Origin of the sequence: Stieleria neptunia, assembly GCF_007754155.1 — a bacterium.
Classification (GTDB): domain Bacteria; phylum Planctomycetota; class Planctomycetia; order Pirellulales; family Pirellulaceae; genus Stieleria; species Stieleria neptunia.
Genome location: NZ_CP037423.1, coordinates 3,243,425 through 3,266,995, shown reverse-complemented (window position 1 = coordinate 3,266,995; position 23,571 = coordinate 3,243,425). Strand labels below are relative to the sequence as shown.

The following is a 23,571-nucleotide window of genomic DNA, read 5'->3' as shown; positions in this document are numbered from 1 at the left end:
CTCCGCCGCATGAGTTTGGCTGAGTTGTCCTCGTGGACACAAAAAACGGCCGTCCCCCGTTTCGCACGTCGCCCCTGTCCGCAGGGCGGGTTATAATAAGGGGTGATTTTGCAGCGCGACGATTCGAAGGCGCAATCGATGTTGAAGCAGATGAGAGACGGTCACACAAAACGACGACCCTACCGACGGCGGGGACGACTGGAACTTCTGTGCAAGCGGATGCTACTCGCCGCAGACCTACAAAGTCCCTACCAGCCGCGTGACGTCAACTTGGACTTGCAGGTTTCAATACTCGATGCACTGGCCGTGATCGACTTGCTCCGCAACGAATCGACGCCCCAGCTCGGTGCCGGCTTTTTCCCCGACGTGACCGGAAACGGGCTGGTCACGCCGCATGACGTCTTGTTGGTGTTCAACGAATTGAACGACGATGACCCCGCGATCGCGTCTCGGTTGATCCACGATTCCGGATTCGCCGGCAACGCCAATTACGATCTGTTGACCAACGCGCCGGGAATCGAAATCTGGGCCTCGGACTTCCTGGATGAGATCGAGCTGACGATCGACGGAACCACGTTCGACAATCTGGCCGACTTCGAAGTCGACGACCGTCTGGTGCTCTCCGACAGCGTCATCGACGGACTGGCCTCCGGTCGCCTGGAAGACGGCGACCACCAGATCGCGATTTCAATCCCTGGCAGAAACGCGTCGATCGATTTCACGCTCACGGTCGATCGCACCGTCCCCGCCCCGGTGCTCGACGCCGAAGACGGCCGAATGCGATTGCGACAGCGGCGCGTCGAGTTTCTGTTCGACGAACCGCTGGCCCAGGAAGCCATCGCCGAAAGTAGTTTTGCGGTCGAAGTAACCGCCAGCGGCAACGTCCTTCAAGAGATTCCGATCCAGACGATCACACAGGACCCGACGCATCGATTGACGCTCGAATTTGCCGACAAACTCGACGATGGAGAATACCGCATCACGCTGCCACCGCGGCTTTGCGATCTGGCTGGCAACGAAATCACGACGGATCAATTTCCGATGCTGGTACGGCAAACCGCTGAATTGAATCTGAATCCCCAATCGCAATTCGTGACCGTCTCGACACCCGACCCGACCCTCTCGGTGCGTTGGGACGTCGCGGCACAAAGAGGCGTCGTCGCCACCTCTCCTGGGCCCACGGTGGCCGCGCGCGCCTACGCCATGGTCCACACCGCCATGTTTGACGCCTGGTCCGCCTACGACGCCGATGCGGTTTCGACCAACCACCAGGACCTGTTGCAGCGGCCGGCCCATGAAAACACCGATGCGAACAAGGCCCGAGCGATGAGCTATGCGGCCTATCGAGTGCTGTCGGACTTGTTCCCCGAAGCCGATCAGATCTTTGACGGCTTGATGGCCGAATTGGGCTACGATCGCGATGACGATTCGACCGACGTGACCACGCCGGCGGGGATCGGGAATGTGATGGCCGCAAAGCTCTTGGAAATGCGACACGCCGATGGTTCCAACCAACTCGGGAACAGCCCCGACGGCATCAGCGGCGTCAAGTATTCCAACCTGACGGCGTATGCGTCCGTCAACGGCGTCGGCCAAAACGTCGTGATCGATGCCTGGACACCGGAGTACGTGCCGATCAACGCCACGGCCGCGACTGCTGATCGCGAGCAGACCTTCTTGACGCCCCACTGGCGCGATGTCACGCCCTTCAGTTTGACCACGGCGTCCCAGTTTCGCCCCGAACCGCCAGAACCGTTCTTGCTGGTAGACGGCACGGTGGATCTGATCACCCAAACCATCACGCTGGCCGATCAAACGGTGCTCCCCATCGATCGATCGTTGATCGGAACGGTGATCAACCCCGACTTCATCGCCCAAGCTCAACGCGTCATCGACGCCAGTGCCGATTTGACCGATCAACAAAAACTGATCGCCGAGTTCTGGGAAGACGCCGGGCACACCTCCTTCCCACCGGGCACGTGGATGACGTTTGGGCAATTCCTCTCCGGACGCGACGAACACACGCTGGATCAGGACGCTCAGCTTTTCTTTGCGCTGTCCAATGCCGTCTTCGATGCCAGCATCGCCACCTGGGATGCCAAAGTGTTCTATGATTACGCCCGCCCGGTCCGCGTCATCCGAGAACTAGGTGAACTGGGGTTGATCGGCGAACTTGATCAGGCATCGGGGAAATACATGATCGATGTTTGGACGCCGGAGACGGGCGCGACGCAAACGATCCCGGCGATCCAGTTCTTGACGTATCAAACGCCCGGCAGTGATCCCTCGCCCCCGTTTGCCGAGTTCACGTCGGGACACAGCAGCTTTAGCGCTGCCGGTGCGACGATTTTGGAACTCTTCTCGGGGGCAACACAGTTCGGCGGGGAAGTCACGTTTGGTGCCGGAGAGTCGCGGTTTGAACCCGGTGACGTCCCCGCGACCGAGGTGACGTTGCAGTGGCCTACCTTCCGCGAAGCGGCCGATGAAGCGGGGCTCTCTCGCATCTACGGCGGCATCCATTTTGACGACGGCGATCTACGGGGGCGGAAACTCGGCGATGACGTCGCCATGGCCGTCTGGCAGCGGGCTCAACAGTACATCGACGGTTCGATCGGTTCGCCCTAAGACGATTCATCAGGCCTGATTGCCCGTTGGTTGTCACCCATTTTCCTGTCGCCCCGTCCCTCCGCCACTCCCATTTTTCTGCCACCGATTTTTCTGCCAACCCCCACACGTTTCCGCCCCAACCACTGTCGCACAGGGGCAGCATCGGAACAGACAGGAAAATGGGTGACAAGAAAATAGAGCAATCATTCGCCCTGCCAAGTGCGCCCCCACCCCATCGCCCCACCGCGAGCAGAATGCCCGAAAAGAGAGTGGGCGATACTGGATTCGAACCAGCTCGCGGAAACGCCGCAAAACACGGGGCGAAACCGAGATTCGGAGAGCGATCTGGAAGCTGCGGACCAATTTGCGGACCAAAACGCTTCGATCGAGTCGGTGGTGAAGCTGCTGGAGCAGATGGAGCACTCACAGTTGCGGCGGGTGCAAGCGTTCGCTGAGTCAATCCTGGCCCGGTGGAAGTCACACGACACGGAAGGGCGATCGGGAGACGCCAAACGCGGCAAGCCTGCGCAGAAGTCTCAGCGGTAACACCGCGGGGCATATCGGTGGCAGTTGGTGACGGCGGACCAATGCACGAGCGACAAGAACAGATTTTTGCTGATTCACTCTCTCCAACTGACGTGATGTCAGCGGCACCGACACAGGGGGCCCCATTCGCCAGAATTGTTTGACCCGCGAATCGGCGTTTCGGTTTTGCAGGTACTTGGTTATCTCCCGTCTCCGATGGAACAGGAAACGGCTGGAATGACCCAGGCGGTCCAGCCGGCCACCTCCAAACGTAGAAAACACGTTTCCTTCCGCAGTTGTGCCGTGCGGCATGACGTTTTCTTTGGACAGGGAACCGAGGTTCGAATTAGCCGCCCCCAGCCGGTTCGCGGAAACGCGTCAGGTGGTATGACGGCGTACCTGATGGACTTGAGGGCATCGAATTTAGTGGCCCCGAGTCGGGAACTGACGCGATGTCACCCCACCGATCTGTCACAAATCGCCTTGGCCTGTTTCAGAACCCGTTTCGACGCGGCGGGGATCCAGGTCGGGCGTGCAACTACCTGGAAACAGGTACTCCGGCAACGTAGTCGCCGTATGCGCTGTAAAAGCGATCCTTCAATACGGCCCGATCAACAGCCGCTTGTATTCTCACTTCTTCGCTTACCGGTAATTCTGCAACTACAAATGGCCTGAAAACCCAAAGCACGGCAAGCACGATAAAGATCCCCACGTACCCAACGACTGCGTCGGCGAGACGTAGAGACTTAAGTTCGGTGGTAGATGACTTTCTTTCAGGTCGATTCGGCATCTTTCATCTCCCAGGTTCACGTCAAAGCGATCGATCCGGATCGTCGAGCACTTATTGTGGTCACTTTCTAAGCAACCTGGGACAGTTCCTCTACAGCCACTGCAAAAAATGAAGTGTGAGGTGCCCCAATGTCACCTCAAATTGTGCCGTTTTCCCGATTGATTTTCCCGCTAGGTACTAGGGCGTCGTTATATGTTCCAAAGTGCGGTGATTCGCGACCAGGTGCTTCTGCAAAACGCAGCATTTAGAATCGCCTTCGTGTTTTGTTCACAGGCCGCCACCAATAACAGCCCTGTTCGGCGACTTGGCTATTGAGCAATCTTTATGGCTCAGTCAGTCGAACCAGCGAGTGGCTCTAGTCTCGCAGGATCCGGCGGATGATAACTCGGATTCGAGTTCGGGCCGATTCTCGTAGGGCTTAGTCGATCGTCGCGTTCTTCCGGACCGTGGCGAACAGTTCGGTCGCGATCACGTTCAGCTTGTCGTCACCTAGAAGCTCGAACTCAGACACTCCGTCGGCTACCGCATCGTTGATTGTCACGGGGGAAATTGAAAAGAGACCGCTCCCCATCCATCGGGACACCGCGGCACGTAGTTCGTTGCCCAGCTTGATCATATCCAGGGGCATGATCGCCGGGTTGTAACGAAGAAATAGCCGCATGCAACCGAAACACGTGAGGCCAATGGAAATCCTCCTGCTGGTGTTTGCATCTGCTAGCTCATGACGAAAGTTGGTAGCAACTACCCCCCCAGACATTTGAAAGGTGAAGCAATGCCGATAATCGCGTGTCCTGAGTGCAGCAACAACCTAAGTGAATTTGCGGAATCGTGTCCAAAGTGCGGTGTTGCACTGACGGCCGAGATGATCGAGACGCAGAAAAAGGAAGCCGACGATTGCAGGTTTATCGGTGGCGCTGTGCTTGGGGCGTTCCTCCTGTTCGTGTTTATCGTCGCGATCTTTGGTGGCGGTAAAGATGAGGCGAAAGAACCAGCGACACGCCCGGCGTTCACAACGCGATCCGTCTCATCAGCTCCCCGTACTGCGTTGGGAACACCGTCCCACAGTCGAGAAAAGCACCTTCAGGACGCAAGGGAGTTGGTTATGAGGGGAGCGAGAGCAGCAGTACGCAATGGGCAAATGACGAGACGCGAATTTGAGGAATACACCGGGGTCGCGTACTGACGCCCTTCACGTGTTTTCGGATCGCGGATCAACAAGGAAATTGGGATGCAGCCTAGAAGCGATCCGGCTGGATCGCTGACCGGGTTCATGCAATCGAAGCCTTGAATCACGAATTTCTCATGCCCGAAGGAGTCCTGTCGACGCCAGATTCCCGATTGAGAGGTGACACCGCGTCACCCGAGCATCCCTCCACAAATCGCTTCCGCCTGCTCCAGCACCAACTTGGTCGCCGCCGCTTGCAGATCCGGCGGATAACCGTGCTTTCGCAGGATCCGGCGGATGATGACTCGGATTCGTGCTCGGGCCGATTCGCGTAGCGCCCAGTCGATCGTGACGTTCTTCCGAACCGCGACGATCAGTTCGGTCGCGATCACTTTCAGCTTGTCGTCGCCGAGAAGCTCGAATGCGGACTCGTTCTCGGCCAGGGCGTCGTGGAACGCCAATTCGTCGTCGTTGAGCCCCAGATCCGCTCCACGGGCCCCGGCGGCACGGAGTTCCTTGCCCAGCTTGATCATCTCCTCAATGATCTCCTGGGTCGTGATCGCCCGGTTGTGGTAAGCGTTCAACGTCCGCTTGAGCATGTCCGAAAACGCTCGGGCCTGGACGACGTTGCGGGGCGACCGCGTTTTGATCTCGTCGCTCAGCAGTTTCTTGAGCAGTTCGACGGCCACGTTCTTGTGCGGCAACCGCCGAACTTCCTCCAAAAAATCGTCCGACAGAATCGAGATGTCGGGCTTCTCCATGCCAGCCGCGCTGCACACGTCGATCGGCCGGTCCCCCGTCGTGACGACCGCCTTGCCGACCAGCTGACGCACGGCGTAGTCGAGTTCGCTTTGCGACTTGCCATTCTCCTGATACTTCCGCATCATCGCAGCGACGGTCTGGAAGAACGCGACGTCGTCGCGAATCTCGTGGGCGTAGGGTTCGGTGGGGCAAAGCGCGAACGCCTTTGACAACGAACTCACACTGGCCAGCCACCGCTGTTTGCCGTCCTCCTGATCGAGAACGTAGTCTTGCGCGGCAACGGGCACTGACACCATGTCAGTCGGCTTTCCGCCGTGCCACGCTGACCAATCGAACCCGTGAAGCATGTCACAGCAGATTTCGTATTGCTTCTGCAGGGCAGCGACGGCTTGGGCGGTGTCGATGGTCGTTTCACCCTGCCCGCCGGACTCGGTGTACCCGGCCAGGATCTTGTGGACCGTGCCGCTATCCGGGTCTTCTTCGAACACAATGAAGTTTTGGATCAGCCGGACCAGTCTCTCCGGGTCGAACGCACCGCGGATCAGCACTTCCAACTCGCTCAGGCCCTTCACGGGCTTTTCCGAGTCGATCGCCCTCCACGGCTTGAACCACTCGCGTCCGGCCGTCAGCGAGCCCATACGGGCTCCTGAGCCGTCGCTGGCGACAAGCAGTTCGTTGTACCCGAACAAGGGTCGGGAACTCGGCCTTGTACGTTTGCAACTGGCTGTAGGCCTTGTCGACGGTCGTTTGTGCATCGGCGAAGCGGCTTTTTGCCCGCGAGCAAGAGTTGCTTGAGGAGATGACGGACGTTGCCGAACGTCGCGCGTCTGCTCCCCGAGAATGTGGTCGATCTTTTCCGAATCTGCGAGAATATCGGAGCTTGCGTCGGAAAGACCGCGATTAGCAATGACATGCAAGAAAGTTCAATGACCGATCCCAGCGAAATTTCGGACGATTTGCTTCGCCGCGCGGCAGAAGGTGACGATTCCGCGTTAGCCGATTTGTTGTCGCCCCACGAAACGCGTCTCCGGCGAATGGTCAAGATGCGGCTGAACCGCAACATCCAGCGGCGTGTCGATCCGGCCGACATCGTCCAGGAGGCATTCATCGAAGCCAGCAAACGGATTGCCGACTACGCCAAGTCGCCGGAGATGCCGTTCTATCTTTGGCTGCGACACATCACCGGTCAAAAACTGATCGATGCCCATCGCCGGCATCTGGGGGCACAAAAGCGGGATGCAGGGATGGAAATCTCGCTCTATCGCGGCAGCATGCCAATGGCGACGTCGGCCTCGCTGGCGATCCAACTGCTGGGCGGAATGACTTCGCCGTCGCGAGCTGCCGTGCGGGCCGAGACCCAACTACGTGTCCAAGAAGCGCTCAATAGCCTGTCCGATGTCGACCGTGAAGTGCTAGCGCTGCGGCATTTCGAACAACTGACTAATTCGGAAGTGGCCGAAGTCCTGGAAATCGATAAGTCGACCGCAAGCACACGTTACCTAAGAGCGCTCAAACGAATGAAGGAAACACTCTCGGAGATACCGGGGTTCATGGAGTAACGATGTTGGACAAAAGCGTTGCGTGCCGTGAAAATACAAGCTCGAAGCACAAGCGGGCTGTTGATTGAATAACCCGAAGCGTGAGCAAGGGATGGAAGTCCGTCCCTCGCTCGCGCTTCGGGTTATGATTTGAAAATTTACTTCGCAAAAACTAAATCAACATTTGGCTTGCGCGTCGGGCTCGTATTTATTAAAATTTTGGAGAACCAATGAACGAATCATTGCCATCGCCTGATCTGGATGAGATCGTCGAAGAGTTTACCAGGCGTTGCCGTATCGGCGAGCGTCCTACGGTCCAGGAATACGCCGAGCAGTATCCCGAGCATGCCGAGGAGATCCTGGATCTGTTTCCCACGCTATTGGCGATGGAGCAGGCCGCGCCGGAGAGCGACGATTCTCCTCCCGATCACACCCTTGATGCGGACGCTAGCACCGCTGCACTCGCCCCCTCACATCCGCAGCAACTGGGCGATTACCGGATCGTACGCGAAATCGGTCGCGGCGGGATGGGGGTGGTCTACGAAGCCGAACAGGAATCGCTGGGTCGTCACGTCGCGCTGAAGATCCTGCCGCAACGATTGATGGCCGACAGCAAACAGCGACGTCGGTTCAAGCGTGAAGCTCGCGCCGCGGCGCGTTTGCACCACACCAACATCGTTCCCGTGTTCGGTGTCGGCGAAGCCGACGGGATCAGTTACTACGCGATGCAATTTATCTCCGGCATGCCGCTCAACGATGTACTCTCAGCGGTTCAGCGCCAAGCGGAAGTCGCAGGAAGGGTGGAAGGAGAGGATGTCGAGCCATCGGGTTGGGGCAACGAAGAGGTGACCGCTGCGAATCTCGCCCATTCCCTTTTCAACGGTCAGTTTCAAACGCCGGAGATCAGCGATGTAGACTCCGGTAGCAGCGAGCTGCTTGACCAGACAATCGATTCCGGTAGCCAAAAGCCCGCCTCCCGCAATACCAGCTCGCAGCGCAAGCAAGAGGATCCTGCCTCCGGCACGTCTTCTATCCACCGTTCCGGGTCTGGCATCCTCTCGGCGGCCGAATCCGGCATCTCCCAACTCGCGTCCAAGCAAACCTATTGGCAAAGCGTGGCACGGATCGGCCAGCAAGCCGCCGAGGCGTTGGGTTACGCGCACAGCCAAGGCGTGATCCACCGAGACATCAAACCGGGCAACTTGCTACTGGACCTGGCCGGTACCGTCTGGATCACCGACTTCGGCTTGGCCAAGGCGGAAGAGGAAGACGACCTCACGAAGACCGGCGACGTGCTCGGAACCCTGCGCTACATGCCACCGGAAGCGCTCAAGGGCGTCGCGGATGCGCGTAGTGACATCTTCTCGTTGGGCTTGACGCTCTATGAGCTGGTCGCCCAACGACCGGCTTACGAGGAAAACGATCGACGCGGGTTGTTGCAGCGAATCAGCCATGCCGACGTGACACGCTTGCAATCCATCGATCGTCATATCCCGCGTGACTTGGAAACGATCATCCACAAATCGGTGGCGGCGGACTCGAAGGATCGATACCAAGATGCCGAGGAGATGGCGGCTGACTTGGAGCGGTATCTGAGCGACGAGCCGATTCACGCGCGACGCATGTCGTTGCCGGAGCGATTCAACCGTTGGGGCCGTCGCAATCCGGTGATCGCCGGGCTCGGCGCGGCGTGCACCGCGCTGCTCCTCGCGATCTCAGTGGTCTCCACCTTCGCCTACATCCGCACGACCGACGCACTCGATCTGGCCCGACAGCGAGAAGTGACGTCCCGCGTCGCAAGAGATCAGGCAGAAGTCGCACGAGATCAAGCGGAAGCGGCACGAGATGATGCACGGCAGTCACAAGCGGTCGCAGAAACTGCAACAGCACAGGCTGTAAGGGCGAAACAAGATTCTGAGCAAGCTCGGGAGCAATCCGAAGCAACCACCTATCGCCGCAATGTGTCACTGGCGTTGTCGCAATGGCGAGAAGGCCATTCGGGGACGGGAATCCAGTTGTTAGACGAATGCCCTGAGGAAAAGCGAGGCCTTGAGTGGCGGCTGACCCGCAATCTGTTTGCACAATACGATTGGAAGGTCACCGTTGGCGCCTATGACATGACAGTCATGGCGGACGGAAACCACGTCGCACTCGCGGTAGACGGCGGAATTTCAATCCGAAGTCTTCAAGACGGTGAGCAGATCCGGCATATCAAATTGCCCAGAGCAAGACGGGTTTGCGGCCACCCCTTGCAAAATGACTTGGTGGTATCGGACAAGACATCAAAGCTGCACGTTGTCGCACCCGACGGAAAGATTGTTCGGGAACAGGCGTCAGTCTTCACTCGTTCAGCAGATCTATTCAGTAGATGGATGGCTGACGTTGTGTTTAGCCCCGACGGAAAGCAGTTGGCGGTGGTAGGAAATGGCCAAACTAATGTCCAGGTTTTCTCATGGCCGGACCTGGATTCCAGTTGGACTGCCAACGGCGATTTGTCGGGAACCAGTCCAAATAGCCCTCAAGTCCTATGTGCCGCATTCACTCCCGACAGCGAGAATTTGGTCACTTGCAGCTCCAGTGGGGACATCATTCGCTGGGACACGAAAGACCGTCAGGAGGAGGCTGTTGAGCCGAAACAACGCAAGATCGCACGCACAGGCGGGTCACACGCGATCGATATTTCGACGGACGGCAAGCAGCTTTTACTTGGTCAGATAAACGCAAGCGTTAGACGGGTGTCATTCAACAGTAAATCGGTAGTGCACATTGGTAAGCATCGCGGAACCGACGGTATCTACGCAGCCAAGTTTCTCAACGGAGGACAGCTAGCAGTTTCGGGGGGGACTGACAATGTGCTCAAGATATGGAATCACCAAACACGCGAGCTGGAACATTCTCTAATCGGGCATCATTCCAGACTCAGAGCAATTGATGAATTGCATGATGGGTCGCTGATCAGCATGTGCGATGAAACACTTATCCGTTGGCCACGACCGGTCCCCCGATCACGGTTCTCGGAGGAACGCGTCACTTATCACCCAACGGAGTCTTTGATCGCAGTCCACGAAAATGGGGAAATCAAGATTCAAGAGCTCGGTTCACGACGTTCCACATTTCATGTGCCATTCGCGGTCAATCATCCAGTACAAGTGATCCGTTTCTCGCCCGATGGTAGACAGCTTCTTGCAGCAGGCACCGAGGGAGGTTCTGTTTGGGATTGGAGCATCGGAGAACGAGTGACAGGGTTTGGTGCCCCGGTGCTTTTTGTCGACGGGATGGCTCAACCAGGACCATTTTTTACTGCCGATAGCGATCACCTGATTTTTATCCGCAAAGACGGGGAGTTGGTTGTGCTTGAGACCGATACGGGCAACGCAATTAAGTTGCCTGAGAAACTCCGCAGACCGATGCGTCGGTGTATTGCTACCGCCCCCCGATCTCGATTGGCGGCAGCGGTATTTGATGGACAGATCACGGTTTTCGATCCGCTGATGGGGACGATCATTCAATCAATCCCTACCCAATTTGCACCAAACGGGGCCGCGGGATTTAGCCCTGACGAGAAGCACTTACTTGTTGGCTATCGGCGACGAATCGATATTTTCGATCTTGAGTCGGGCGAGCGAGTCAAGCGTCTCGACCGGCACTGGGGAAGCATGAGTGCGTTGGCCTTTAGTCACGATGGAACACGGCTGGTAACGGGCGGGACCGATTGTGAGGTGAATCTGTGGGAGTGGCCATCGGCGGAGCATTTGTTGCGATTGGAATCAGAACACCGCGTTTCGAAGCTCGAGTTTGATTGCCGTGATCACTGGCTCTCGGCGAGTGGTTGGAGTGGCTCACTCAATCGTGTCTGGGATGCCCGACCGGCGGAAGAAATCGTTGACGCGTTAAGACGAAACGCTATCCAAGCGGTTGATGAAGGCCCGATCACAAATTCCCCTGGTGATGTGCGCGACAATCGAATCACGCGCCGCGAAGCGGAAGCTCAGATCAACTCGCCACCGCTAGCCAATGCACGTTCCGGCGCAAACGCCGCGAAACCAGGAAACGGCAACTACGCTTTGGAGTTTGATGCGCAATCGAGTTGCGTGGATATTTCGTCCGCAACAATACATAAATCCCAACCAGTCACCATTGAGGCCACACTGTCCTTATCTTCCCTGCCTCAGAACGCAACGATGTCATGGCCTGTACATGCTGGACTTCTGTGGTTGACTGTCAAGAGCCATGGAAAATGGGCGGCGGAAGGCATGATCTCTGAGGATCGTGACATCGTTGTTCATGCGGCTCGAACTTCAACAGAGACTGTAAAGCTTGCGGCCGTTTACGACCAAAAGACCCTTTCGCTATTCGTAAATGGCGTAAGGGTAAAGAATCAGGTAAGTGCGACACATGGAAAAAGAAAACAATACAAGAAGAACACCACGGAAGAATCAGACAAACTCTTGGCAGAATCGGTGCAGTTGCTCGCGCCGGGCCGCGACGCATGCATTGGGAAATCCCACTTCTATGGCATCATCGACGAAGTCCGCATCTCCAACATCGCACGCTACACCGAGAACTACACGCCGGTCGATCGCTTCGAAAACGACGAGCACACGCGGGCCCTGTATCATTTTGATGAAGGCACTGGCAACGTCCTGTTTGACTCCTCCGGCAACCACCACCACGGAACCATTCGCGGTGCAAGGTGGGTGAACGCCGATGGATCGGCGATTGAGACGCATTAGGCACCGCCAAAAGAATGAATGGCGGTCTTACAAAGTGGCTTAAGCTTCCAGCTTGCGATCCCGCTTTCGGATGACGAACAGGAACAGCGATCCGTCGGTGACGTTTCTTCCCAGCGAAGTGGTGACGATGCCGGTCAGTCCATCGAAACCTTTTCGAAAATCGACTGGATCGGTGCAGAGTTAAACCGGCGTGGCTGGGGGCAGTCCGGTCATGAGCGATCCTCCGGTCGTTGTTCGGATTGGGGCATCGTCGGCACTTCGACCCGGATGCGAATCCCACCGGGCAGGTCGATGGTGGTCAATGCCCGACGTGGGGCGTCAAGCTGCTCAGCTTGGCCAGGGAAAGCGACGGGCAAGAATGTAGCGGGCGGACTCGCTGCCTTCAGTTCAGCCTTGATCACCGACCGCCGCAGTTTGCGTCGCCAGTAGTAGTAGGCCGGCTGGGAAACGCCTTCGGCGGCACAGAACGCAGCGACGGTGGTGTCAGCCAGTTCGAAACGCCGCAAACGCTCGGCCCAGATTTCGGCATTCTCGGATTTGGACATGGGTTTTCTCCGTTGGTTGAAACGAAACAAAATTGGTCACGCGAAGGTCGAGGCCACGGCGGTTGACGTGAAGGCAATCGATCCCGAGATCGAAGTCAGTGTGATCGCGGACCGATATCGGCCGCATTTCAAGACCGGTGAAGCTGTATTTGCCTGCGTCGACTCCATCAAAGCACGGTCTGCCATTTGGCGTTCCATACAGGCTCGCTGCTCAGTTTGGATCGACGGCCGAATGCGCGGCGAAGTGATCCGCGGGCTGGCCAACGACCATCCCGCAAGGGATTCCAATTACAGCAAAACGCTGTTTGATCCATCGGAAGGGGGATGGGCGGCTGACTTTCGAGCGGGCTACTACGAGTACATGAATCAACCCGAAGCGGAGGAATCGTACAAGGTTACCGTCGGCCTCCTGCGTCAGGTCGACTGGACGCATGATGCAGACCTCTGTCGATCGCATTCCAGTTGCCGCCTGCACACGCACCATCGCCTTCAGCGTCGGGCTGAGGTGGGCGGCGGTCGATCGGACGTCGTCAAGATTCACTGGACTGCGCAGTACCGACTCCTTCGCGGTGGTTTGCCCTCGCCGCAGCGACTCCAGAGATTCCAACGCTTTGAGTTGCTCTGCCGTGACGAGTTCGCGTGACACACCGAATTTGAAGATCCGGACGATGTTGCGAGTTTGCTGATTGACGTAGTTGCGGCAGTTGCCTGAAGCAACGAACAGGTCACGAACGTCCGCCAGCTTGATCGGTCCGAACGCATCGAGCGGGAGGTCGCCGTACTCGTCTTCAAGCAGCGTGCTGAGATTGGAGAATCGTCTGCGCTCGTGCTTGTTATTTGCGTATCGACTCTTGAGGTTTTCGCGAAACTCGGCAGTGAGGCACCCGATCGTCAGTGGCAAGTCGATCTGGTGCGTCGGAACGTCATCCGGCATCTTCTGCCCGTTGGCGTTGTAGATCGCCAGCAGGTTGTGGTACCGGGCATATGACTCCGGTGAGTCGTACTCGCCGAGGTAGTACGCCTTGCGGTTCAAAAAGACGCGGGCTTGGCCGGAGGTGTGGAACTTGTACCCCGGCATCGGGCTGGGTTTGCGTGGCATGGAAAGGCCCTCTTCAAAAACCGTTTGTAGTACGGGTTACTACAAACGAACTTGAAAACGGGCCGCGCCGCGTATTGCGGGAAACGACCACCAGTCGTTCCGGCCGGTAAAAAACGAGTCCAAACTCGAGTACTAGAAGTGGGCGATACTGGATTCGAACCAGTGACCTCTGCCGTGTGAATGCAGCCAGACAAGTCGAGAAACACAGTTTTTACGGGGGAAAAAGCAGTTTTCGTTTCCACGCATCCCTCTGTTTCCCACCGGTTTCGATCGATAAAGGGTACGGAAAAGGGTACTGAATTTCGATTGTTTCCTGGACAGTCAATCGATGTCTTGGGGTCACTGTTGGCAACAGCAAGCCGAATGCCGAATAATCGTACTAACACTTGCCGGGCAACACCCACCTCCGCCCGGTCAATACCGCAACAATTGTGGCAGCGAGTAGGTGAAGGTGAGTAATCTCCAGTGGCCCGGTAATTGTGGCTACGGATCATTGAATCCACATCAATCAATTCGAGACAGCCGGCAGCGTGCCGTTGGCATCGTCAATGCGAAACGCTAATCCGGTCTTCACGACAAGGAATTCGCATCACTGCTACTGACGTCAGGCACTAAATCTCATAATCCAGTCATGAAATTCTTGCGACGCTACCTGTATCTAACGTTGCTGCCCTCGTTGCTGCAATTCGCTGCTGGTGATGTCTTTGTCGGCACCACTCCCACCCTCCCGGTTGTCAGCGCCATAGCACGTGACTTCGTATGCACTCGATCTTCCTGGGCTTACATATTCATAGGGGTTGTCCCACGGATCCAATGGTACAAATGGAATGATGCCGTCAACGAAGTCGTCACTTGATTGAGCCAGCACCGCAAGTCCTTCTTGACTACTCGGATAGCGGTCGTACGTTGTGTAGAACGTTTCTAGTCCTTGGGAAATTTTGCTGATCTCAAGCCTCGCAATGTTTTGCTTGCTACGAATGAGATAGCTGCGAACACTGATCGTGACAACCCCCGACAGCAAGCCAATAATCACGATTACAACCATCAATTCAACCAACGTAAAGCCCTTTTTGGGAAACGCCTTCGACGAGACATAAGCTGCATTACGTTGCTCAAAACTCCGCCTATCCCGCCAATACATTTCCGGCCTCCATAATGGGAAGAACTGTCGCGAAGAGAATGAACCCGACCACCACTGAAAGAAACAGTAGCAGGACTGGCTCAACGATCGTGGTGAGGCGATTTGCTAGCAGTTCAGCCTGACGACTGTAGTCGCGCCCCAACCTGGAAAGCATTGTATCCAACTGGCCACTCTGTTGGCCAAGTAAGAAGACCTGACACATCGCGCGTGAGATTATACGGTGCCGCTCAGTCGCTTCCAGCAGATTCTTTCCGTTCCTCAAATCAAACTGCATTTCAGCAAGTGCAGACTTCAAAAGACCGTTTGTCGATGATCGCTCCGCAATTTCCAAGGCATCCACCAGTTCGACTCCGCTCCTCAAAAGCGTACTAATGACGATGGCGATTCGACTTAATGCCTGTTTTTGAACCAAGGTCCCGAGAACGGGGGTTGAAAGAATAATCTCATCCAATTTCCTGCGTCCTTTTGCCGTCATCGAATACCCAAGCAGACTGGCAGCTAGCAGGGCTGTTGCGCTACAAACCCAAATGCCGTGATCCAGGAGCGTATCGCTTAGCCACTTCAGGACCAGTGTCGGAGTAGGTAATGGCCGACCGATTTCAACAAGATTCTGAAGCAGCATAGGGACAACAGCGGTCATCAGGAAAACGGTGACCGCGATCGATACCGCAAAAATAATTGCGGGGTACAGCATTGCAGAGACAACTCGATCCTTGAGCTCGTTGGATCGTTCCCGGAATTCCGCAACCTGCTCACAGACTTCGTCAAGATTTCCAACGTGCTCCCCTACGCCAATCATGCCAATGATCATTTCGTCGAAGATGTGGCGTTCGCTGGCCATTGCGTTGCCGAGGCTTTCTCCGCTCGCAACTTTATCCCGAACCGATAGCATTGCGTCACGAAAGCCGCCTCGTGATTGCGTGAGGATTGAATCAAGAGCGTCGAGCAAAGGAACTCCTGCCTGAAGCAGAGTCGCGAGTTCACGCACCGCAATCGTTAGCTGAGACCGGTACCGCGTGGAGCGATTGCGGGCATACTGAGAGACGGGGCTTGGCGTTGTCGACTGCCGTTCCTTGACGGATTCAATGGTCAGACCTTGCGTGCGCAGTTGCTGTCGAGCATGGCGTCCGCTCGCCGCGCTGATCGTACCACGTTTGCGATTGCCCTGTTTGTCACTCGCGCGATATGCATAGGTGGCCATGCTACAACGACGTCCTCATCGTGACTCGCTCGACCTCTTCCTGGGTCGTAATCCCTGCCTGGACTTTTTCCATTCCCACGTCGCGGAGTAACTGCATGCCAGACCGCAGTCCCGCATCTCGTATTTCACTAGCATTCGCTCGCGATTGCACCAGTTTCCTAATCCCGTCGTTGAGAATGAGCAATTCTGATATCAGTTCCCGCCCCCGGTAGCGAGTGCCACCGCATGTCTCGCACTCAACGCCCGGTATTCCTTCGCAGTCGGTACATTTCCGACGTACCAGTCTCTGAGCGAGGACGGCGAGGACGCTACTTGCAACGAGGTAAGGTTCAATCCCTAAATCCAGCATCCGGGTGATCGCACTGGCCGCGTCATTGGTGTGGAGAGTGCTCAATACGAGGTGTCCCGTGAGCGACGATTGGACGGCCATCATAGCCGTTTCTTCGTCGCGAATCTCTCCTAGCATGATAATGTCAGGATCTTGACGAAGCACGCTCCTAAGTCCGCTCGCGAAGGTCATGCCTTTCTTAGTATTGATCTGCGTTTGGCTGATTCCCTCAAGCTGGTATTCGATAGGATCTTCGAGAGTCACCGCATTGCGTGTGCTCGTGTCCAGCTCCTTTAAAGCCGCGTATAATGTCGTGCTTTTTCCGCTCCCGGTTGGTCCGGTCACGAGGATAAGCCCATGCTCAGCGTGAACGACGTCTCGAAACCTCGCTTGAGTTCGATTATCCATGCCAAGTTCAGAGAGCTCGTAGAGTCGGGCGCTTTTGTCGAGCAGGCGGACGACGACTCGCTCACCAAAGCTTGTCGGCATTGAGGCTAAACGCAGATCGATAACACGCTTCCCAACGCAAACCGTTGCGCGTCCATCTTGTGGCAAACGTTTCTCCGCAATATTCATTTGTCCGGCCACTTTCAGCCGACTTACCACCTCGTCTTGGATTGATTTGGGAATACGCTGAACCTCTATAAGTACCCCATCGATACGCATTCGGACAATCATCGTTGCCTCAAATGGCTGCAAATGGATGTCTGACGCACATTTCTGAATGGCATCCAAAAGCAATGAATTCACTAGACGAACCACTGGGCCACGCGAATCCGTTTCCAGCAAATCATCCCTCGTATCAGAGGGTTGCTGTAGCAACTCGTCCAGGGAAACCGCCTCCTGGGCACGCCGCGACTCACCTCGCGCTCGATCCTCGTAGGCCCCGTCGACCAGCGTCTCAATTTCATCTTCCGGAACTGCGACGTATGACAAAGGGCTTCCCAATAATCGTCCAACGTTGTCCAACAACTCGAATGCGGGAGGCTCGGAGGCCAAAAGTGCCCGCTTGCCGTGGACATCCAAGGCGACAATTAGGCCATGTTGCCGGCAGAACTCAATTGGAAAGAACTCTACAAATTGTTTACACGCTGCCCATCTCATTTCCAGACGTGCTCAATTGGAGTTGTACATTGGGGGCAAACATCAACACGGTCTAAAGCGGCAATCCAGAACGAGCCCTACTCGGCGTGCAGTGTATTGGATCGGCCGTCGACGAGCAAACTTCACGAAGATTTTTCGAAGAATACGTTTCGCGATGGATTGTGGGACACAGGTGTGGTTGGCTAAACGGCGAATTCGATTCTCTTTCCGTGCGCCAGCGAGCGGCAGGGAAGCGAATCGCCACACCAAAGTTTCGCAATTATTGCTTGACTGGTCGGTGAGCCGATCGCTACCATCAGGCACGCCGTGTTCGGCGACTGGAAAGCCGGTCCTGAGTGTCGTCTGATTTCTTCAACTTCTGTGCGGGTTATGCGGGCGCTTTTGTCAAAACCAATGGCGGCCTGCGTTATCACGCTGCTTCTCTCTATACACACTGCCCTGCTCGTCTACTCGGCCAAGGTGCACAGCCCGACGTGGGACGAAGTCGGACATCTAGCAGCCGGGCTGTCGCACTGGGAGCTCCGAAAGTTCGAGTTGTACAGTGTCAACCCGCCGTTGGTGCGGACCATTGCGGCTGCACCGGTTTACTTGTTCTGCACACCCAAGATGGACTGGTCCTACTACAGGTCAGACCCGACGCTCAGGAGTGAAGTTTATCTCGGTCGCCGGATGATTGCTCTCAATGGAATCGATTCCCTTCGCTTCTTCTATATCGCGCGTTTAGCGCTGATTCCTCTTTCGCTCGTCGGCGCGCTTTTTTGCTTCCTGTGGGCCAAAACTCTCTTCGGCCTTGATGCGGGAGTTGCAGCTGTTTTGCTATGGAGCTTCTCTCCGAACGTTCTTGCGTACGGCAGCCTCATTACACCCGATCTCGGTTCCAGTGTCGCTTTTCTCGGAGCTTGCTTTACGTTTTGGCAATGGCTTGAAAGACCAGCCGGTGCACTCACTCTACTACTTTCGCTAGCGATGGCGATCGCCATGGTCACGAAGAGCGTCTGGCTGGGGCTTCCCGTTTTGTTCGGGGGGATTTTGCTCTTAAAGATCGCAAAGGACTACTTCTCGGCGGGCAAAAGCCGGCATTCAGCGTTTCGTACACTCGTCTTATTCGGAGTTGCCGTTGCCGGTTCGCTTGTGGGCGTGAATGCTTGCTATGGATTCCGGGGTAGCTGTAGGCCATTGGGAAGCTACCAATTCCTGAGCCAACGACTTTCAGGCGTTGAACTGATTCGCCTCCCCTTAAACGACTGTCCTGAGTGCGCACCAATGGTACGCACGTCAATGGAGCCTGCAAATCGCTTTGCCAGTCGATGGACAGGCGCCATTCCGATACCGCTTCCTGAGAATTATACGAAAGGCATTGATATCCAAATTCGTGACTTCGAGCGTGGACACTACGACGGAAGATGGCAAAGCTATCTGCTTGGCTCGTGGCAGCAAGGCGGATGGTGGCACTATTACTTGCTCGGCCTTGTGTGGAAGCTCCCGATACCAACTCTACTGGCGATAATTATCGCAGTCGTTTCGTCCCTATTAGCAAAAGAGACAGCTTCCGTTCGGTGGGGATATGTCTGCCTTCTTGTTCCAGCGACTGCATTTTTTATTGCGGTGAGTGCGAGCACGGGCTTAAATCGCTATTTTAGATACTGCTTGCCGGTACTTCCCACGCTGCTAGTTTTTGCATCGCAGACTGCGGTTCGTTGGCACGCTTCCACCAAGCGACTTGCACACGGATGTTTGTTTTCGCTTTTCATCGCGTGTTGCATCTGGCTTCCTGTGGTGTCCGTTCGCAGCAACCCACATCATCTCAGCTATTTCAATGAACTCGGGGGGGGGCCTTCAACGGGCTATCAGCTTCTTTCCGACACCAGTGTCGACAGTGGCCAGGACTTGCTTTTGCTTGTGAAATGGCTGGCCGAGCGTTCCCCCGGAGAAAAGCCTATATATCTTGCGTATTTTGGTTCGTTCAGCCCATCTGATATTGGAATTGGCTTCAAGCTTCCTCCGCCCCGACCGAGCAGAAGAGCTTCTGGACACCCGGCTTACCGTCGCGAGCAACTAAGCCCTGGCTGGTACGTGATCAGCAAAAACTACGTGGCGGGCCACTCGATGCCCGTCCCAAGTGCAACTGCAACACTTCATTTCCACTACTTCGGCCCCAATGCATTTTCTTATTTCAGGCACTTTCCGGTCGTGGAGGAAATTGGGCACTCGATGAATGTTTACCACATAACACGAGCGGACTCCGAACGATTTGCGGAGCTTGTTGCGTTAAACCACATCTCTGCCGACCGTTAGTCTACCAGCAATGGTGCGGTGAATGGGAAATTTGTTGGCTCGTATGCGTTGCGTAGATTCACGTCCGAAAGATACCGCAGATCTTTGAATTTGTCTTCACGGAGAATGACTGGCTTCAAGAACACAAACAATGATGTTTCGCTCCAACTTTTCTGCTGAAGACTTGCCAGATCTTTCACGATTGGGATCCGTTCTAGCCAAGGTATCGTATCGATTTCGTATGACTGATTCTTGCTGGTCAGGCCCCCAACGATGATTGTATAGCCGTCTGGCACGGTTACGCTGCTTTGGATCTCGTTGGTCTGTCGAGGAGGGGGGACACCTTCAGTCCCAGTCCCTGTGAACGAGTTCAACGTAACCACGTAGTCGACCTGCAGATAATTGTCCTCGCTGATCGTTGGCGTAGCAGTAATTGTCGTTCCTGCCTCTGCAAATCCTGCGAAACTCGTCGTTGCAACTGTTTGCGATGCGTTGACACTTGTAAATGGAACCTCAAGGACACTTGTGAGCTGTCCTTCAGCATTGTCGTTTATGAGCAAACGCGGTGTGGACAAAACTCGAGCGCGCCGATGGTTCGCGAGCGCTCGAACAACGACATCTGCGGTAGATGGATCCACCAACGTTCCGTTAAATCCAACTCCGGGAATAATGTTCAACGCACCACTGCTCGGGTTGACCGTGCTCAAACCGTAGCTTGAAAAATTGAACAGGCGTCGAGCGCCAGATCGGTCGCCGCCGGAGATTTCGACTCCGAGCGTGTAGTCATCTGAGGTGTCGATGATGACAATCCTTGCTTCGATCAAAACTTGAGGACGACGAACGTCTAAAGTCTCGATGAGCTTTGCATAGATTCGCTGCACTTCCGGTTCAGCAACGACGATGATCGTGTTCGTGTGCAAATCGACGGTAACATTGGCCGCCCCGACGAGACCGTTCAAATTCTCCTCAGAACCGGATAACGCGTCAAAGTCGGCTGGAAAGCCTTCGTGAAAAGCGTCGACCTGCTGCAGAGCAGCCCGACCGCCCGCATCGACGTCTAGCATAGTGCGTTGCTCAGTAAAAGCATCGTCCATAACGGCAGGAGGGGGGACGGGCTCTCGAACAGGCTGAGCCGCACCGGGAGCGAAATTAGGCGGTCGATTTGGCCCCGGCAGTGAGCGATCGTTTGTTGTCTGGCGTCGCGGCGAAACGGAAGGGCGGTCCGAGTTCACTCTGACATTCCCGCCGATTCCACGAATCGTTTCCACAAGCTCTTGTGCGGAAACATTTTTAATCTTGTAGAAGCGAACAGGGCTTTGCTCATCAGGTGCCGCTCGTGTGTCCAGTTGCTGAATGCTGCGGCGAATTAGCAGCAGAACTTCAGGGGACGCGTCAACAATGATCGTGCTTCCCTCGATTCGCGATTGGTACGGTGGTTTGATTTGGCGTTCGGAAAGAATGCCGCGAACGAGTTCGTCAAGCCTTTGAGGTGAATAGTAACGAAGCGTAAAGGTTTCCTGCTGGGTTTCGAGATCTCTGTCAAGCCGATCAAGAAGTTCGCTTGCCTGGGCAATTTCAGCCTTGGTTCCGACTAAGATCAGACTGTTGGTTCGAGACTCGATTGTTACTTCGAGTCCCTGCGTCGCCTCCTCTCCGCTGCCCAGGGCACGTCGCTTAGCTTGCAAGATCTTGGTCAACTGCTCCGCAAGCTCTTCGACCGCGACATTTCGAGCCGAAATAAATTCGATTTCAACCTGCGCCTGTCCAGCATCGAGTATTTCGATCAGTTGCTCGACACGGCGAATGTTTCTCGCAATGTCCGTAATGATGAGCATTCCACTTCGGTCTAAAGGAATAGTACTTGATCCCTGGGGTGACAAAAATGGAGTGATCAATTCTGCGAGCGAGCTGGGTTTCGTCTCATTCAGAACAAAGACACGAGTCAGAGGTGTCGCAGCATCAATTAAGTTGAGATCCTCTGTCGCAGCACTCGGACGTGCGATGCGCGGGATTTGATCATTCGTTGCAATTCGTTTAAATCCTTGTTCGTCCGTATCTGTGACAACTAACCCCTCATTGATCAGCACGCTCTGGAGAAGCTGCGGAAGACCGTCAAGCGGGATTGGATCCGGAGCAACCAAATTAATGCTCCGTTCCCTCAAAGATTCATCGTAAAGAACACGCAGGCTCAAACGCTCAGACACGTAATCCACAAAATCGGACAGCGGTATTTCGCCTTGCAATGAAAGTTGGAGCGTTGCGTCCGCGACGGGTGGAGGTGCCGGAAGTGGCTCCTGTGCGTCCACATGTGGGCCGAGTAGGCCCCAACCGAGAATACAAACCAGACATGCAAGCGGCTGTTTCATCGTACAAGTCCATTCACTTCGCGAGCTATAGCTTCGAAATTCAGGCGAGGTTTTCTGTCGGCAGATGAGGACGGGACATTGCGATCGTCGAAACACTCCAAACCAGGGCGATCACTCATTCCGAACTCGGTCTCAAATGATGCCTTGTCGATCCGACGGGCACGCGACGCAAAGGGCGGTTCGAAAGGCGATAACGAAGCAAACCCGCTATTCAATAGCGTTTCGAAGTCGTCCTTTGCAGCATCGGGTCGATTGCGAGGAGCAGTCAGCGGCGTTGCCTCAACTGGCGGGGTAAATTGAGACTCAGCAGGAGCAGCGTCGCTATGACCACCTGCCCCCATTGTTGTTGGGATCGGGCTAGCAGAATCCACGACACCATCGGACAAACACTCAGGTGCCTCACAAGTGCCCCCCCCTGCACGGTACTTTGTGAGCCGAAGCTCTTTAGCCCACTCCACCCACTCGCAACGTCGGTCGTGCATGATGAGTTCATCGAGCAGATAACCAATCTCTTCTGATGGCCGGTCAAGCTTAATGCGCGCGCGGACCAAACTGGAAATCGCAATCGGATCGGCGGGAAATCGCTCATAAGCGACTTCGTAAAACTCGACAGCTCGTTCCAACTGCTCGCCCGTTTCGTAAGCCAGTCCCTGCCCGACAATCGGTTCTGGGAATGAAGGCATCAGGTTGGCCGCATACTCAAATTCCCATGCTGCCAGATAGAGTTGGTGGCGTGCTAGATAGACTTGCCCCAAATTGTTGTGGGCCGGTCCAAAACTAACGTCCTCTTCAAGAGCTTCGCGAAATAAAGTCTCGGCTGCGGCAAGGTCCCCCCTTCGAAACCGGTCCAAGCCCTTGCGATTCAACCGCTGAGAGGCAAGATTGACGGCGGCCGGACTCAACGAATTTGTGGAATACAGCGTATCACCGACATTTTGAGCCCGATTCAAAGCGCAGCCCGACACACCAGCTAAAACGCTCCACAACGCGAGGTACGCCACAACGAGACGCCCTGAATGACTCGGCAGACGGATGCTCGTGTCACCTCCCGTGCGCAAAGCGGCCGTAAACGGAGTGCGTTCTACTCCGCTATAGGGCTGGGCAATGGAGCCTACGTTCGTTTCGGTTGGACCGGAGCGCAACAACTTTAGATCTGGGCATTTGCTTTGATGTCACACCTATTCGAGCGAGAGACGCACCATCCCTCGCTGAGCGAGTGGTTTTGCTTGTCGCATCGTAAACCAGCTGGGTCAAGATCAGCTCTGCGTTCCAGAGCTCCAACGTGGCACGCGTCCGCTCCGCCTCTCTTGTCCCTCGACGGTCTCCGACCGCCATAAGGCTAACGATCGTCGTCTTGGGATTTCCGTGCAGCTTCTCTAATTCCAGGGCAAAT

13 protein-coding genes and 1 pseudogene are annotated in these 23,571 nt (G+C 55.7%); 4 read left to right on the top strand and 10 right to left on the bottom strand.

The window, feature by feature from the left end:
- Positions 1 to 219 precede the first annotated feature (219 nt).
- Entirely contained in the window at positions 220 to 2,625 is a 2,406-nt protein-coding gene (locus Enr13x_RS11485; protein ID WP_145386178.1) for a DUF6851 domain-containing protein, read from the top strand.
- A 1,715-nt stretch (positions 2,626 to 4,340) separates the two neighbouring features.
- On the opposite strand, the gene Enr13x_RS38915 is transcribed toward Enr13x_RS11485, so the two are convergent.
- Together Enr13x_RS38915 and Enr13x_RS11475 are read right to left on the bottom strand one after the other, a co-directional pair.
- On the bottom strand, positions 4,341 to 4,463 hold the full coding sequence (locus tag Enr13x_RS38915) for a DUF3387 domain-containing protein (protein ID WP_145386177.1): 123 nt from the start codon (positions 4,461 to 4,463) through the stop codon (positions 4,341 to 4,343).
- An 815-nt stretch (positions 4,464 to 5,278) separates the two neighbouring features.
- On the bottom strand, positions 5,279 to 6,487 hold the full coding sequence (locus Enr13x_RS11475) for a DUF3387 domain-containing protein (RefSeq protein WP_197455956.1): 1,209 nt from the start codon (positions 6,485 to 6,487) through the stop codon (positions 5,279 to 5,281).
- 288 nt (positions 6,488 to 6,775) lie between these two features.
- Between Enr13x_RS11475 and Enr13x_RS11470 the strand changes: the two genes are divergently transcribed.
- Both Enr13x_RS11470 and Enr13x_RS11465 read left to right on the top strand, forming a co-directional pair.
- Positions 6,776 to 7,408 carry a sigma-70 family RNA polymerase sigma factor gene (locus Enr13x_RS11470; RefSeq protein ID WP_145386175.1) on the top strand — a complete coding sequence of 211 codons (633 nt, stop codon included), beginning with the start codon at positions 6,776 to 6,778 and terminating at the stop codon, positions 7,406 to 7,408.
- 209 nt (positions 7,409 to 7,617) lie between these two features.
- Positions 7,618 to 12,120 carry a WD40 repeat domain-containing serine/threonine-protein kinase gene (locus tag Enr13x_RS11465; RefSeq protein WP_145386174.1) on the top strand — a complete coding sequence of 1,501 codons (4,503 nt, stop codon included), beginning with the start codon at positions 7,618 to 7,620 and terminating at the stop codon, positions 12,118 to 12,120.
- 39 nt (positions 12,121 to 12,159) lie between these two features.
- On the opposite strand, the pseudogene tnpB reads toward Enr13x_RS11465, so the two are convergent.
- The 6 genes and pseudogenes from tnpB to Enr13x_RS11435 form a co-directional block, all read right to left on the bottom strand.
- Positions 12,160 to 12,288, bottom strand: a pseudogene (gene tnpB / locus Enr13x_RS39755) (IS66 family insertion sequence element accessory protein TnpB); the annotation flags it as partial.
- Between the two features lie 41 nt (positions 12,289 to 12,329).
- Positions 12,330 to 12,665 (bottom strand): IS66 family insertion sequence element accessory protein TnpA, encoded by a 336-nt coding sequence (gene tnpA, locus Enr13x_RS11455; RefSeq protein WP_145386173.1) that lies wholly within the window; start codon positions 12,663 to 12,665, stop codon positions 12,330 to 12,332.
- 211 nt (positions 12,666 to 12,876) lie between these two features.
- Complete coding sequence (locus Enr13x_RS37885; RefSeq protein ID WP_197455955.1) at positions 12,877 to 13,764, bottom strand: hypothetical protein; 888 nt, start codon at positions 13,762 to 13,764, stop codon at positions 12,877 to 12,879.
- A gap of 658 nt (positions 13,765 to 14,422) precedes the next feature.
- Entirely contained in the window at positions 14,423 to 14,905 is a 483-nt protein-coding gene (gene gspG, locus Enr13x_RS11445; protein WP_145386171.1) for a type II secretion system major pseudopilin GspG, read from the bottom strand.
- Positions 14,889 to 16,106, bottom strand: a complete 1,218-nt coding sequence (locus Enr13x_RS11440; RefSeq protein WP_145386170.1) for a type II secretion system F family protein — start codon at positions 16,104 to 16,106, stop codon at positions 14,889 to 14,891. The genes gspG and Enr13x_RS11440 overlap by 17 nt, the downstream gene beginning before the upstream one ends.
- 1 nt (position 16,107) lies before the next feature.
- Positions 16,108 to 17,538: a GspE/PulE family protein gene (locus Enr13x_RS11435; RefSeq protein WP_145386169.1), complete on the bottom strand. Its 1,431-nt coding sequence runs from the start codon at positions 17,536 to 17,538 to the stop codon at positions 16,108 to 16,110.
- A gap of 306 nt (positions 17,539 to 17,844) precedes the next feature.
- Here Enr13x_RS11435 and Enr13x_RS11430 point away from each other — a divergent pair, with 306 nt between their 5' ends.
- On the top strand, positions 17,845 to 19,833 hold the full coding sequence (locus Enr13x_RS11430; RefSeq protein ID WP_145386168.1) for an ArnT family glycosyltransferase: 1,989 nt from the start codon (positions 17,845 to 17,847) through the stop codon (positions 19,831 to 19,833).
- Here Enr13x_RS11430 and Enr13x_RS11425 read toward each other — a convergent pair.
- Positions 19,830 to 22,178, bottom strand: a complete 2,349-nt coding sequence (locus Enr13x_RS11425; RefSeq protein ID WP_145386167.1) for a secretin N-terminal domain-containing protein — start codon at positions 22,176 to 22,178, stop codon at positions 19,830 to 19,832. The genes Enr13x_RS11430 and Enr13x_RS11425 overlap by 4 nt on opposite strands.
- Positions 22,175 to 23,179, bottom strand: coding sequence for a hypothetical protein (locus tag Enr13x_RS11420; protein ID WP_145386166.1), 1,005 nt, complete (start codon positions 23,177 to 23,179; stop codon positions 22,175 to 22,177). Before Enr13x_RS11420 ends, Enr13x_RS11425 begins: the two co-directional genes overlap by 4 nt.
- Positions 23,180 to 23,571 lie beyond the last annotated feature (392 nt).